The organism is Halorubrum sp. Atlit-8R, from assembly GCF_003666025.1.
GTDB classification, from domain to species: Archaea; Halobacteriota; Halobacteria; order Halobacteriales; family Haloferacaceae; genus Halorubrum; species Halorubrum salinarum.
The window spans coordinates 60,753-73,733 of sequence record NZ_QPLV01000008.1; the positions used below are offsets into that span (position 1 = coordinate 60,753).

Consider the following 12,981-nt stretch of genomic DNA (forward strand, 5'->3'; position numbering starts at 1 on the left):
ACACTTCACGGGTTTGACAACAACCGCTGGGAATCAACTGACAGACAGCGTCGCCATGATAAAAACAAAAATCCGCAACGAAAACCAACACCTATTCTCTTAGTCATTTTGGAGAGCATTCAAAAAAGTGAATATCTGTGTTATGTGTACTGATATTGAACGTTTATTTCAAAAACGGGGAAAAGTATATAATACCCGCATGGGAGTTCATGGTATGCGGTGGACTGAAGAAAAATTAAGAACACAATTCCCGGCGAAAGTCCGGGAAGAACGCTTGGCTGAGGGTCTCGATCCAGATGTTCGACCCACTCAGGAATGGATACGTGATCACGGCTATAGCGGGATCGGAGGATTTGCACAGAGGAACGATATGTCGGTTGCTGAGGTATTAGAAAACATCTGTGGGTTTGAACCTCGAAAAAAGAAGGCGCTCGGTATTCGCCATGCCCAAACCCGTCGTCTCGTCAAAGATTGGCTCACAGTGGAGCAGGACACCTTCAACACGTGGGGGGACAACCGTGTTGATGATGCTAGGTCGCATTTCCGGAAGCTGGCGTCTGTCGCTTACGCTGAATTTGGAAGTACCGACCTCCTTCGAATTGTCCGGTCGGAGTCCCCGGCAGACACAGATCTCCTGTTACGACTACTCTCTCATCTCTCATCACATCTTGAGACAGAGGGCGCCCAATCAAACTATACAAGAAGCCTGTCACGCTGGGCAGATTACCTCTCTATTGTAAACGAGATCGATGACCACGAGGTTGATAGGGCTCGCAAAATGATGGGCTACCAATTTGACCGGCGCTCGCCTGAACACGAACTTGAGCCAGAGCAGATTCGAAAATGTTGGGAAGCAACTGAAACACTAGAAGAAAAGGCGCTTCTCATTATTCTCGTCGCGGCTGGTACACGTCGCGCCGAACCAACTAATCTGAAAATTTCCCAGTTACGCCTCAATCAAGAAGATCCGTATATTGTCTTCGATGATGAACGGAAAACTGGGGCAGCGACTGTACCAATCATGGCCGGTGTAGAGGTCATCGAAGCATGGATTGACCAGCTCGAAGAGCTGGACTATTGGGACGGAGAGTGTCTATTCCCAAGTAAAAAATCTCGTGATGGAACGCGGCCTCCTGGGTGGGTGAATGACACCGTCGAAACGATCATAAATCGCGCCGGTGTCACCTTCCCCGACGGTGAGGTGCCGACACCGAAGTCGTTCCGATCGTTCTGGTATAATCACTATAGCAACGCACGCCAGGCGTGGCTTGCTAATGTCGAGATGCTTGCGGACGAACAGGGAGTCTCCTCGGCCAAAGTGATTGACCTCCATTATTTGACTGCCAAGGGAGAGCGAGATCACTTCCGTAAGTTCGCTCAATCGTACTTCGTGGCCGTGTTCGGAAAAGACCAGGTACATGACTTCGAGGACATCCAAGAGGCACGCGACTCAGAGCGTGACGAACACGTACAGAAAGCCATCGATGATTTCGTCGACGACATTCGCGACGAGTTGAAGACATCCAGTAACAATGAACAGACCTCGAAACACGAATCGTCAGCCGCCACAGATCCAATTAGTGCTTGGGCTCGCGCTCGCCTCCGAATTGAACATGCCTCTACTATGGCATCAGACAAATTAGAGTATTACCCACCGTCGCCGAAGCGAGCTGTTGGTATTGCAACCATGTTTGGTGCTTGGGCAGTGATCTTCGGAACATTTTGGGCCTACACCGGAATATTCTCTATCGACGTTCTCTCAGGTCAAGTTACTGCGGCTCCTGGGGCAATTATCGGTCTTGTCCTCGGGTTCCTGTACATCGCCACTAATCTACCGGACCTCAACCATACTGAACCGAAACCCCCACGCTTGTGAATAATTTCGAGATCAGGTTTTACTTACTTGGTCTATTTCACTTAATAATTTGATATAAAATAACCGATGTAATAACTGATTATTTTTAACTACCGGTTGGTGGTGAGGCGTGGATTAAGAGGTGATTAAGAACAGCATCCAATTCCAACTCTAGAGACACTCAAAAGGCTAAATAACCGACTCTCGGTTTGTGACACTCTTATAAAAGTTACAACCGATTCTCTTCAACTTATGCACGATTCCTGACGGAACCCTCCGGCGCTAGGACGCCGGAGGAATCGTGCTGCCGACCAATGACAGCAATCAATCAAAACAGGGTCAGGAGTGATAACTCTGCTTTTCAGAGGGCTTCACCCGACACTGGCCCACAGATACACCGCGTTGTACAGTCCAGTTCTACAATCCCGCTGAACCATCGCCACCGAAACACCGCTCAAACAATCATCGCGGAGGCGATCTGAGTGGCCGATGCTACTGACGATCCGACCGTTTCTGCCATCCCGATGGATCCAGATAGTGCGTTCAACGCCATTGCGAACAGCCGTCGTCGCCGCGTCTTGCTCTCACTCTCACAGTCACGTGGAGAGATTTCGGCTGATGATCTGGCCGTCGAAATCGCTGCCATTGAGAACGCGATCGACCCCAGTAAAATCGGAAGCAACGAACGCACCTCGGTCTACATCTCGCTGACCCAATCGCATCTTAAGACGCTCGATGAGTGCGGTGCAGTCACGTTTGATGACCGATCGAAGTCCGTCTCTTCGACAGACGCGACCGAACCGCTTGCCGAACACATCCGTCGACTCCAGACTGCGTGTTACAAGCCGGACTCGGAGGGTGCCTGATGGCTGACCACCAGCGTGAACTGGAGACGCTCAGAGAGATTGACTCCAATTTCCACCGGCTGTTCGAAGCGGTCAACGATGGTGACGACGTCGTTTCGATGCCGGGTGGCGATCCACTCGCCACCCTGCGGCGGGCACGGGCACAGATCGACGCCGCACTGTTCGCGTTTCGTCGCCGTCGCGATGACGTCACGCTTGCTGACGACGGTGCCTGCCTGCTTCAGTGGAACCCACCGAGTGCGCCACCGCGTCGCCTCCGCTTCGAACCCGACAGCACAGACGAGTCTTGGACACGCCGTGAACTCGAGTGGACTGGCACGGGGTGGCGCTCCTGTGGTAGCGACCGTGTCGAGGACGTCGCGATACGCGCACCAGCAGCCGCCCGGTACCCTGATCCCGTCGACCCGACACCGCTTGAAACGATGGTTGAGTGGATCCGTGACAGCTGGGCGCGTCCGGATCCGCCTGCGCTCGTGTTCGCGAAGACGGCTACAACTAAACAAGGTGTGGTCGTCTCTGTCGACGGCGAGCTCCGCTACCGCGAGCGCGACAGCCCACAGTGGTATCCTGCGACGACAGACGAGTTCTACCACCACCTTCGCACTCACGGACAGCCAACGCTCCGACCGCTCTCAGAAACCGCACTGACTCGCCACGATTTTACTCCCAGCCCGCTCTCTCAATGACGGACCAATCACTCTCGCTTCCACCGGGCTTCGATCGTGGACTCACCAAGCTTATCGACGCGACTGAGGCGTTCCGGGACGCTCTCTCAGATGAAGAGACACTCACGACCGTCCAAACTGTCACCACACGGCGGCGGTTGTTCCTCGCGTTGTACGCGCTCAAAACGACCCGTCGACAGATTGGGGATACAGAGCATCCCCCGTCCCAAGACGATTATGAGGTGGTGACGTGGGATGGCCCTGCTCAGGCACTTTATCATATCGAATTACGTCTCGATCGGCTGCTTGAGGACCTCTCTATTCAGGGGTACGACCACACCTCACAAGAGCATTCAATCGAGCAAACCCTCGGAACGATTCGAGACCACATCGTCATCCTTCAGGACGCACTTTTTGAGGAGTCGACGGACACCACCACGAAGCTTGAGAGGCTCTCTACTCACCGATCTGTCTATGCAGACGTGGCTGGGCGTGGGGTTGGCGATGGACGATGGCTTGAGTATCAACTCCAGCGCGCGTTGATGCGGTGGGGGTATCGAGCAGAGACGCGCCAGCACCTGTTCGGTCTTGAGGTCGATGTCGTCGCCAGCCGGAAGCCAAAACAACAAAAGCCGACTGATTGGATTGTCGCTCAGTGTAAAGACTGGACAAGCGACACGATCACGCCATCGACGATCTTCCGGCTGTGTACGATAGCGTTTGTCTGCCGGGCAATGCCGATCCTCTGTCACACAACTGAGATCACACCTCGGGCTGAGGAGCTCGCCCGCCACTTCGAAGTTCGAATTCTCGATCTGCGGGATCTTGAACGGGGTGCGCTTCCTGCGCCTCAAGTGTACAAGCTGACGACTGAACTCAACGAATGGCCTCCACAGTACAACGCTCGTGTTGATCGGGGCACTCTCCCCGCGATGTTCTCCTATGGAGAACCTGGCAAACGGTTCAGCTACGTTCCTGGCTTCACTCCCGTGGGGATGGACTACGACTACGAACCGATCGATACCGATCGAGACGACGATACGCATCCCGCAGCCGGGCACTGACTCAAAGTATAGGCTAACACACGAAGAAGGAGAGGGGTTCGATAGCTGATGATCGGAATCAAGCGAGTCATAGAACCGCCTAGTCGATTCGATATAAGCAACGTAAGATCGCCTAGAACGCCTGGTTACGTTCTTGAACTGTTCTTTGTGATTTGGTGGAAAATATCCTTTCTGTGCCACCCCACTCTACGACGATGTTGCTAGCGTGAGCCGTTGAAGTCGTACTCGGCATCCGCGGCCGGGACGTACGCATCGTTGCCGTCGCGATCTGGCACGTAACACGGGCCGTTGCTACTGGCATAGAATACGGGCGCTTCGACATCGCGGGTGGACTGCCGCATGAGGATGGGTGGCAGCGGCCTTCTGAACTCACGCACGGAGGGTTCTCGCCGCGTACGAAGCGTTCCCCGCGGCGGCCGGTGTTCAGTAAGCGGGGGCAGTGGGTCTACAGAGAGATCCTCAATCGTGAGGATCCGGACATCAAGCATCTGAGCAAGCGCCCACGCCCGGTTCGTGACGCCCCACGCAACAACGAGGACAGGCATCGCCCGCGCGAGCAGCGCTCGGTGAGAGATGTCGGCGACTGCTTGCCGCTTGACGAGTTTCGTGTGCCAGTCTTTACACTCGGCGACGAGGTAATCAGCCGGGTCGTTCTGGAGCGTTTCTCTGCGGGCGACGACGTCCGTTTCGAGCCCGAACAGGTACTCGTTCCGCATTGTCCGGTAGCCCCACCGCTCGAAGGCTTCAGCGGTCTCGCGTTCAAGCCAGCGGCCGCTCGTCGGGTCGTGCTCGAGGCTATCGTCGATTGGCTTGTCGCGGTCGCCGAGCGCGTCGAGTTCATCAGAGAGCTCATCGAAGAAATCACTCATCAGTTGAAACCTCCGTGGCAGCGGCAGCGCGCACGGCCGTATGTTCAAGCGCTGTTGCGATCGCACGGGCTTCCGTTGGAGTGAGTTCGGCGAAGGTGACACCCCAGTTCCCGCCGACACTAAGCATGAGTTGTGATGGGTCGTCATCACAGAGCGCCACCTGAATCTTTGCCTCTTCCTGGGTTAGCGGACGGTCACGGATGACGTCAGTTTCAAGATCGATTGCTGGGCGGCTCATTGGGATGTACCGTCTGTCGGGGGCAGACTCGGTAGGTTGCGAGGCGACGCGGCCTTCGGCGGATGCGGTGTCGTCATGGCTGATTTTATGTTGTTGATTGCGAGCGAATTGTCTGGTTGGTGACCGTCGTCCTGGTAGTTGAACGGATTGTGGCTCACGTGGTCGACCCATACTATCGTCGGGGGTGCTGCCGGGTACTCGTCAGTCAAAATTGATTCTATGTCTTTGACGAGAGTCACAAGCCCCCGCGTTGAACCGGCATACATGGGTTCGTGCGTATCCACGGACCCCATGGCCAACTATTGGCGCAGATCGGCCAGCGTCTTTTTGCGCACAGCGCGTTGTTACCAACGGCCGACTGGGTCCGTGAGTATAGCGTGAGAGCTCTAATGTATTAACTGTTAGCCTATATGGGCTATTTATTGGCTCAAATGGGCTATTCAGGGAACACAACCAGCGTAACTAACAAAGGTCCCATTAGATGTAGCGAAAATGCGGCCTACTCCGGGGTGGATGACGATGACTGATCTAGTCATCTTGGAGTTTCTCAACGACTACGATCTAGAACTTGCCCCGAAGCCTCTTTATCGGAATTTAAATCGGCACGGCCACAACATCGGGTACTCTACAGTACGGGGACGGTTGCCAGAATTAGCTGATAAAGGACTCTTAGTGAAGGACAACGACGGATATTACCAACTATCTGATCTCGGTCGAGAGTATCTCGGAGGCGAGGTCGACGCCGACGAGTTAGAAGATGCGTAACAGTCGATTTCGATAATTGTTCACTGGTCGTGGATTTTGTCGCCTCTACCCTCATCATCTGGTAGTTGTGCCTTGTCAACGTCGACGATGGTCGCCCTTTCAGGCGGTACGATATCGAGTTTAGCAGCGCCGCGCTCGATCTTTAGGGGCGTCGTCCCCTCAGCATCGGCGAGCAGTTCGGTGAGCTCCTCGTCCGAGATCATGTCGGGGTCGGGGGTTTCACGGCTCATACCACGTCTTACCCGGTGTGAAGAATAAACGCAGGTGTCGGCCTCCGGTAGGTCAGTTCTCCCGCTCCCACCATTCATCGATTTCTTGCGCGCTGATGTCCACGGTTGCGGTGATCCCGCACGAGCAGTGAATGCCGACGGTGCCGGGGTGCATCGCGATCGGGCCCTTCTCTTCTCCACAGCCCGGGCAGTTGACGCGAAAGATATCGCCCATACACACCGATCCATGTGGCCCGGGAAAGCCGCTCTGCTCAGTCTTAACCAACGACTGGTGGTAGAACTGCCGGCTGTTGGTTAAGTCTGAAACCGCAGGACGTGGAGGTGATGGAGTCAGTGTTCAAGATATTCTGGCTAATCTGTTTCAGATAGACCTCCTGCGAACGTGACTGACATCAACTACAGGGTACGCATATGTCTCGGTTGTTGAGTCGATTCTGTACGGAATGCCGCTCAACGGCCGAATGCTTATCACGCCGCTCAGGTAACATGGGGATAATGAGCACCGAAACGAGTACGAACGACGACTTCCGGAGTGGGCGAACGATTACGCTCACTCAGGCCGACGACGGCTGGTGGGTCGCCTGTGACGAGGCGACTGGTGTCGCAAGCCAGGGTGAGACGCGGCAAGATGCCCTCGACAATCTTGACGAGGCAGTCGCACTTCACAAGGGAGAAACTGGTGACTCGGTCGACAATTGGGAGGAGGAAAAAGAAGTGCTTGAGGAACTTGGTATCGATCCTGATGAAGTCCAGCAGGCTCGCGACGAGAACGATGGCCTCCCCGAGTTCATGCAGTAAGTCGGATGGGAGCGCCTGAGTTTTCTGGACGCGATGTCGTCAAAGCACTCTCGAAAAATCGTTTTGCCATCGTTGATCGGACCGGCAGCCACGTCAAGCTTCGATACGAGCACCCGACGAACGACGATGATGTCCGTGTCGTCTCCTTCCCGCAACACGATCGGATCTGAACTGGAACACTCCGTAACATCGCAGACCAGTCCGGAGCGGAGGACTTCGAGAAGTGGTGTCAGTGGATCGACCGGCAGTGCGGGCAACAGAGGCCCTCACGCCAACGAACCTGCTCCAGCAGGTTCGCGGCGCTCGCCTCTGAACTTAGCAATTCAAATGGGAACATTGCGTTCGGGTGACGCGTTCGCCTCACCCTTGCCCGCCACGCTTTCACAGCGACAGCTCTACCTGACCAACAATCTGCTTCGGAAGAGCGACGAATATAGAGTGACCAGATCCCGACGCTTTCTGCGGATCCAACAGGGCACACCAGTCAGAATCTTCCCCCCATTGAATGGCTGGACTGCGTAGATCTCTAAGGCCGTTAAAGTCTCCTATCAAGTATGCGCCACCGTGGGGGAAAGGGAGTAGAACTCAGCGGTTGTAGGGTGAAGTGAACGAAAACAGCCGCTAATCGAGTTCGCCGTACCCGTCTCCTCTCATAAGTTCTGCAACGTGCTTCACATTGTTGAACGCCGCGAGAAGTGCATACTCACGGGCGTCTGTCTTCGCGATATCATCAGCTCCGAGCTCCGTGGCGAGTCGGCTACGAAACTCCGCTTCTCGGGAGACGACTTCATCGCGAGCGAAGATCTCAAGCCGGTTGTCTCGTTCGTCTCCGACATTACTCCGACGTACGAAGTACGGATACTGGTGTGCTTCGGTATCGCTGGCCGGCGGGGTAGTCGTCGTGCCTTTCTCGCTGGGACTGTTCGTATTCTTCGTTCTTCGGGAGGTCCGAGATTCTTCTACTTCAGCAGAGGTGGCTACCTCGGGCTCCTGATCATCCGCTTCCTCGTTCGCGATATCATCGGGTTTCTCTGGTTCGTCATCTGCTTCTTCCTCCTCGTCACCGAAGTTGAGGTTCCCTGACCCAGATTTGAATGAATCTCCCCCCATTAGTCAGCCACCTCCGGTTCAGTTGTGAGGTTGAACCGCATCGTCTCAGTCCCGTAGTCGTCGATATCTAGGACGAGTTCGTCGTCTACATCTACACCGAACGTCTCCGTCGCAATGAATCCCGCCAGCTGCCATAGCTTCTCCAGCGTTTCGAGTTCACGGTCGGGCACTCTTCGCTCACCTTTCTCTGTGATCATCTCGCCGCCCTCGTCGTAGGTCTTCCACCTTTCTTCGACTACTTTGAACGCAGAGCCACGGGCTTCCCACATAGCGTCCATCAGACTCTCTCGTGAGCCGATAGAGACTGGCGTTGCAAAGGAGTCCGTATTTTCGAACTGATCCCGATACTGCTTGTGGGCGTTCGTCTGCCCGACCCCGGACGGAACCACGCACGAAAGCCCGATTTCGATGTCCAGCGCAGTCTCCATGTTTCCGACCATCTCCTCGAGACCATCGAGGCTGAGACTTCCCTTCCCAGCTGGCTTAACGGGTGCTACCAGCGTCCGAAGCGCGTAGATAGCATTGTACAGGAGGTCTTCGGCGCGCGCGTTAGGGTCGATGAGGACTGCGTCGTACTTTTCGTTCAAGTGCTCTCGCTCCCAGAGGAGATTGTATAGAAGCTCAAAGCGGGGGTACTCGTCCCGAGAGATACCCTTCATCCCAGTTTCATAGGAGATTTTCTGCTCGAGGTTGGAGGTGAAGTCCCCCAACATGTCGTGGCTCGGAATTATGTCGATGCCCTCCTCAGAGGTCTCGATGAGATCGTCGAAGTCGCTATCAGGCATTTCCAGAATATGCTTCACGAGATTATCTACATCCGGGTTCCCACGGTTCTCTCCGACGTCGAAGAGTGAGGTAAGATTTCCTGTCTGTGGGTCTAAGTCGATCACGAGGACATCAAGCCCCATCCGCTTGAACGCGACCGCGAGGTTTGCTGTCATGGTCGTTTTGTACGTCCCCCCGGACTCAGCGTAGATGACAGTCGTTATCATATATCGACTCATATGACTGCCTGTTACATATATCTGTGTCAGACATTCGGGACTACAATCTGTAACGAATATCTAGAACATTTTTCTGTAACAACTATCTGTATTTGTTTTGGAATTAGAAGCGGTACCGATGGGATCTCGATCTTGAAGAATGCACCTGATAGAACTATCTAGAATAGGCATCTGTTACAGACACCTGTAACAGATGTCTGTAACAGGTTTCTGTTATGTATGTCAATAATTAAACCGAGTGCCTCAGAGCTGGACCTAGCGGTGGATCACTCATTCCACGAAAGCTGGTCAATAGTTGGAAACTCAGCCTTTGCTGTCTGGGGCGGGTTATAGTATCGGGATTTGATATCGTAGTATCCAAATTCAGGAGGAATACGAGCGCACGCCTTGGCCAGATTTTTGTCCGCTGTGTGGGTGATCACACGGATTCGAGCATTCGCATCGAACAGTCGAACTGCCAACGCGACTACTGCTGCATCCTGCCAGTTGTTCGTCTCTGGATACTTGCTTTGCTGGTTGAGAAACTCATCTACAACGAACCGTGCTTTCTCAACCGGTCCAGCACTACTATCGAATCCCGCTGTACGGTTACCTGGAAGCGGTGGGGCTACCCGCAGCCACCCTTCTTCGATAGCCATATCGAGGTACGGATTCGTCGGTGAGTCAGCACTCCCGGTATCCGTCAGTTCGTGGTAGACTGCTGCTGGCACCCAAATTTCTGTACCGGTTTCCTCTACGGCACTTTTGAGTGATTGTAGGTGCGGACTGGGGTGCTTCCCCAAGTTCCGAAACATCACCGTGTCCGCAACATTCGCAGTATAGATCCTCGTCATTCGGCCTACTTGCCGTCAAATTCTTCGAGGGGATCGCTCTCAACCTCATCGAAATCATCTGGTGTGTACGTCGTCGGGGCCGACTCCTCGTCACCAAGATCGAGAATCGAATAGATGGCTTCGACAAGATCATACGCAGTTCCAAAAGAAAGGTCTGCGAGGCTCGCTATCTGCCGGATTGTGATACCCCCCTCACTGTGTGCTTTCACGAGGTCGTACGCGAGTGCGAACGTGACGATACCGTGGTCTTCGAGAACCCGCTCGATCGCTGGATGTTCGTTTTTCTGGGCGATCACTTCGATAAGTTCAGGGGTAATCGAGACTTCTGTCTCGCGGACTGTCAATGTCAGTTTGAACTCTTCAGCGGTGTATACGGCGGTCCTGCTATCATGGTCAACGTTGCTGATCAGGCCCGCCTGTTCCAGTTTATGTAGATAGTCGTACACCGTCTTCTTCGAGACTGTCGTTGTTTCAACGAGTTCAGGGCCCGTGGTAGTCCCGGACTGCCGAATCGATGTATAGAGACTAGCGAGAGACGGGTTATCGAGTAATTCTGCGAACGTAGGGATTCCGATGATCATCCCCGGTGTGTCACCCGCGTTTCGCACGTGCTCTGTATCGTAGCTCACCGTGTATATAGTTACGAAACTAGAAAGTATAAATGTTTGCCACGGTCGTCCCGAGCACACGATAGAGCAAGCAGATGTAGAAGTGGGTGGGGCAGCACCAACACTCCTCGAACAAGGACGGACAGAATCGATCGGCATCTACACGAATGATTTGGCCGCGTTCCACGGGATTGAGCGTGCCCTCTCACAGCATGGCTACAAGGATGCAGTTCAACTCGTCAAGGCCTTCGACTTCGTCACGTCCGTCGAAAAGCGGTACCAGTTCTCTGGATGATCGCTTTCTGACGGACTGACCACAGAGGATACGGCCACCATTCGTCGTTGACCTCGACAGAGCTCTACTGGTCACTGACTCGCTGGTCTGTCTGTGAAAACGCCTCTGTCGCCATGTCGGCGCGCTCAGCCGCCTCGATGTGCTGGTAGGCCTCGCGGACCTGTTCCTCGCTATTGTCGAGATACCGGGCTGCAGCGGCGTAGCCGAACTGTCGAACGAGGACCTCACCGACGCCCCGCCGCCCGCCGTGTAGTTCGAGGTAATCGCCATCGAGTGAGAGGTCCAGTTCGTCGCGACGCTCGGTGAGCGCATCGTCGTTCCAGAGCCGCTCCATGATCGACCGGGCGCCGTCCGTGGTGAGCGGCTTCGGCGCGTCGAGGTCGTGCTCGGCAGCGACGATCAGGTCGGGGGCGCCTGTTCGGACGCGCTCGATCGCGTCGTCGTTGAGGCCGGCGCCACCTAGCCCCCTGATGACGTGATTCGCGAGCGACGGCCGATGCAGTGTCGTGAATACCGGCCACGATTCCGGGACATCTAGCACCTCGGCGTACCGTTTTAGCGGTTTGATGACGGGCTCAGGGAGCGATGCCTCCTTCCACTCGCGACTCTTCCGAAATACCGTCACACTGCTGTCCGCAAATGACACGTCACGCCAGCGTATCCCGTTGCGGCCCTCTCGGTCCTCTTTCGGTGCCGAGAGGAACTCCGACCCGCGCAGGCCAGTGTAGGCGACGACGTACACGAGCGCCTGTTCACGACACCGCTGGTACGCCTCGAATCGAGCTTTCTGTTTGGCCTGCCAAGCCTCGCTTTTGGGATCATCCCGATCAGTGTGAGGAACCTCAATAGCGCCGAGTGCGTCGAATGCTTCGGAGACCCGACGGTCAACGAACTGCGTGATCAGGTCGCGGTGGATCGGCTCCCACGCCTGCTGGTCGCCCGGTCGGCGACCGTCGTTTTCGGGAAGAGGGTCCTCGGCGTCCGACTCCCGGGCGTAGTGTCGGGGAATGTACCCCTGCGCGTGCGCCCATCCGCACCACGACGCGACGTGCGCGTAGTAGGTGAGGACGGTCCCGGCGGCGTATCCGGCGGTCGAGAGGTACCGTGCGTAGTCCGAGAAGACCGTGGTGTCGAGGTCCGCGAACCGGACGGTGTCGCCGTCGACGACGCCCGCCCATGACTCCGGCGGGGAGGCGTTCGCGGAGTCGGCGGTCGCGCCGAGACACCAGCGTCGGAATCGATTCAGTTCGCGCTCAGCGTCCGTTCGGTATGCGCCCTCTTCGCCGGCGTCGCCCTTTCCCTTGTCCGTGAGATATTTCGTGAACGTGTCCTCGACCGGCGTCTCGACAGAGCGCCGGTCCGTCATTGGGCCACCGGGTAGGGGTTGTGCCGTCGGATCACCGCTGCGGACGCGACGATCCGGCCGGAGCGACTGTGTGGGGAAGCGTCGGGCATAGTTTTGGATCTGGCTCGTTTGGGGCCACGGATGGCGGTCACTAAGAGTTTACTTTGTCTTACTTAGATAAGACAAAGTAAGCAGATCTTGCGAACATGTGAGTCTGTGAGTGCTTATCGAGTGATATCGGCTTCGAGAGCCTATCTAAGCGGTACGGACACATTTTGTATTGTATATCGCTATATCCATTTCTCCCGCCCTGATGTTGCGAAGATGGGTCTATGATGCACAGGTTTCGAGGCTAAGTCATCTGAAAGAAGTGGCCGAGCGGGCCTCGAAATGCGTTTCTGAGAGACCTATCGCGTAGCGTTCACAATTCCGATAG

The 12,981-nt window shown here is 55.2% G+C and carries 14 protein-coding genes and 2 pseudogenes; 6 read left to right on the forward strand and 10 right to left on the reverse strand.

Annotation, left to right across the window (positions count from 1 at the left end; translation table 11 throughout):
- The first annotated feature begins 214 nt into the window (after positions 1–214).
- From DVK05_RS16185 to DVK05_RS16200, 4 genes are all read left to right on the forward strand, one after another.
- A complete protein-coding gene (locus tag DVK05_RS16185; RefSeq protein ID WP_121564891.1) occupies positions 215–1,876 on the forward strand; it encodes a tyrosine-type recombinase/integrase in 1,662 nt (553 codons plus the stop codon).
- A 503-nt stretch (positions 1,877–2,379) separates the two neighbouring features.
- Positions 2,380–2,721, forward strand: a complete 342-nt coding sequence (locus DVK05_RS16190; protein ID WP_121564893.1) for a hypothetical protein — start codon at positions 2,380–2,382, stop codon at positions 2,719–2,721.
- Positions 2,721–3,407, forward strand: a complete 687-nt coding sequence (locus tag DVK05_RS17610; RefSeq protein WP_233559457.1) for a hypothetical protein — start codon at positions 2,721–2,723, stop codon at positions 3,405–3,407. Before DVK05_RS16190 ends, DVK05_RS17610 begins: the two co-directional genes overlap by 1 nt.
- Positions 3,404–4,450 carry a restriction endonuclease gene (locus DVK05_RS16200; RefSeq protein WP_121564895.1) on the forward strand — a complete coding sequence of 349 codons (1,047 nt, stop codon included), beginning with the start codon at positions 3,404–3,406 and terminating at the stop codon, positions 4,448–4,450. The genes DVK05_RS17610 and DVK05_RS16200 overlap by 4 nt, the downstream gene beginning before the upstream one ends.
- A gap of 200 nt (positions 4,451–4,650) precedes the next feature.
- Here the strand turns inward: DVK05_RS16200 and DVK05_RS16205 are convergent, their stop codons facing one another.
- From DVK05_RS16205 to DVK05_RS17155, 4 genes are all read right to left on the reverse strand, one after another.
- Complete coding sequence (locus tag DVK05_RS16205) at positions 4,651–5,319, reverse strand: restriction endonuclease (RefSeq protein WP_121564897.1); 669 nt, start codon at positions 5,317–5,319, stop codon at positions 4,651–4,653.
- On the reverse strand, positions 5,312–5,557 hold the full coding sequence (locus DVK05_RS16210) for a hypothetical protein (protein WP_094583154.1): 246 nt from the start codon (positions 5,555–5,557) through the stop codon (positions 5,312–5,314). The genes DVK05_RS16205 and DVK05_RS16210 overlap by 8 nt, the downstream gene beginning before the upstream one ends.
- Before the next feature lie 785 nt (positions 5,558–6,342).
- Positions 6,343–6,552 (reverse strand): hypothetical protein, encoded by a 210-nt coding sequence (locus DVK05_RS16220; RefSeq protein ID WP_233559459.1) that lies wholly within the window; start codon positions 6,550–6,552, stop codon positions 6,343–6,345.
- Between the two features lie 52 nt (positions 6,553–6,604).
- Entirely contained in the window at positions 6,605–6,766 is a 162-nt protein-coding gene (locus DVK05_RS17155) for a hypothetical protein (protein WP_158598868.1), read from the reverse strand.
- Between the two features lie 281 nt (positions 6,767–7,047).
- Here DVK05_RS17155 and DVK05_RS16225 point away from each other — a divergent pair, with 281 nt between their 5' ends.
- Complete coding sequence (locus tag DVK05_RS16225; RefSeq protein WP_121564898.1) at positions 7,048–7,350, forward strand: type II toxin-antitoxin system HicB family antitoxin; 303 nt, start codon at positions 7,048–7,050, stop codon at positions 7,348–7,350.
- Positions 7,351–7,355: 5 nt separating this feature from the next.
- A pseudogene (locus tag DVK05_RS16230) lies at positions 7,356–7,601 on the forward strand (type II toxin-antitoxin system HicA family toxin); the annotation flags it as partial.
- On the opposite strand, the pseudogene DVK05_RS16235 reads toward DVK05_RS16230, so the two are convergent.
- From DVK05_RS16235 to DVK05_RS16260, 6 genes and pseudogenes are all read right to left on the reverse strand, one after another.
- Positions 7,589–7,687: pseudogene (locus tag DVK05_RS16235) on the reverse strand (transposase); the annotation flags it as partial. The pseudogenes DVK05_RS16230 and DVK05_RS16235 overlap by 13 nt on opposite strands.
- 284 nt (positions 7,688–7,971) lie before the next feature.
- Positions 7,972–8,460 carry a hypothetical protein gene (locus tag DVK05_RS16240; RefSeq protein WP_121564900.1) on the reverse strand — a complete coding sequence of 163 codons (489 nt, stop codon included), beginning with the start codon at positions 8,458–8,460 and terminating at the stop codon, positions 7,972–7,974.
- Entirely contained in the window at positions 8,460–9,452 is a 993-nt protein-coding gene (locus tag DVK05_RS16245) for a ParA family protein (RefSeq protein WP_121564902.1), read from the reverse strand. Before DVK05_RS16245 ends, DVK05_RS16240 begins: the two co-directional genes overlap by 1 nt.
- A 278-nt stretch (positions 9,453–9,730) precedes the next feature.
- On the reverse strand, positions 9,731–10,288 hold the full coding sequence (locus DVK05_RS16250; protein ID WP_121564917.1) for a hypothetical protein: 558 nt from the start codon (positions 10,286–10,288) through the stop codon (positions 9,731–9,733).
- Positions 10,289–10,302: 14 nt separating this feature from the next.
- A complete protein-coding gene (locus DVK05_RS16255; protein ID WP_121564919.1) occupies positions 10,303–10,956 on the reverse strand; it encodes a helix-turn-helix domain-containing protein in 654 nt (217 codons plus the stop codon).
- Positions 10,957–11,264: 308 nt separating this feature from the next.
- Entirely contained in the window at positions 11,265–12,566 is a 1,302-nt protein-coding gene (locus DVK05_RS16260; RefSeq protein WP_121564904.1) for a site-specific recombinase, read from the reverse strand.
- Positions 12,567–12,981 lie beyond the last annotated feature (415 nt).

Coding starts and splice junctions, on each gene's coding strand:
- DVK05_RS16225 (WP_121564898.1), top strand. CDS start 7,048: ATGAGCACCGAAACGAGTACGAACGACGACTTCCGGAGTGGGCGAACG.
- DVK05_RS16240 (WP_121564900.1), bottom strand. CDS start 8,460: ATGGGGGGAGATTCATTCAAATCTGGGTCAGGGAACCTCAACTTCGGT.
- DVK05_RS17155 (WP_158598868.1), bottom strand. CDS start 6,766: ATGGGCGATATCTTTCGCGTCAACTGCCCGGGCTGTGGAGAAGAGAAG.
- DVK05_RS16185 (WP_121564891.1), top strand. CDS start 215: ATGCGGTGGACTGAAGAAAAATTAAGAACACAATTCCCGGCGAAAGTC.
- DVK05_RS16210 (WP_094583154.1), bottom strand. CDS start 5,557: ATGAGCCGCCCAGCAATCGATCTTGAAACTGACGTCATCCGTGACCGT.
- DVK05_RS16205 (WP_121564897.1), bottom strand. CDS start 5,319: ATGAGTGATTTCTTCGATGAGCTCTCTGATGAACTCGACGCGCTCGGC.
- DVK05_RS16200 (WP_121564895.1), top strand. CDS start 3,404: ATGACGGACCAATCACTCTCGCTTCCACCGGGCTTCGATCGTGGACTC.
- DVK05_RS17610 (WP_233559457.1), top strand. CDS start 2,721: ATGGCTGACCACCAGCGTGAACTGGAGACGCTCAGAGAGATTGACTCC.
- DVK05_RS16190 (WP_121564893.1), top strand. CDS start 2,380: ATGGATCCAGATAGTGCGTTCAACGCCATTGCGAACAGCCGTCGTCGC.
- DVK05_RS16220 (WP_233559459.1), bottom strand. CDS start 6,552: ATGAGCCGTGAAACCCCCGACCCCGACATGATCTCGGACGAGGAGCTC.
- DVK05_RS16245 (WP_121564902.1), bottom strand. CDS start 9,452: ATGATAACGACTGTCATCTACGCTGAGTCCGGGGGGACGTACAAAACG.
- DVK05_RS16260 (WP_121564904.1), bottom strand. CDS start 12,566: ATGACGGACCGGCGCTCTGTCGAGACGCCGGTCGAGGACACGTTCACG.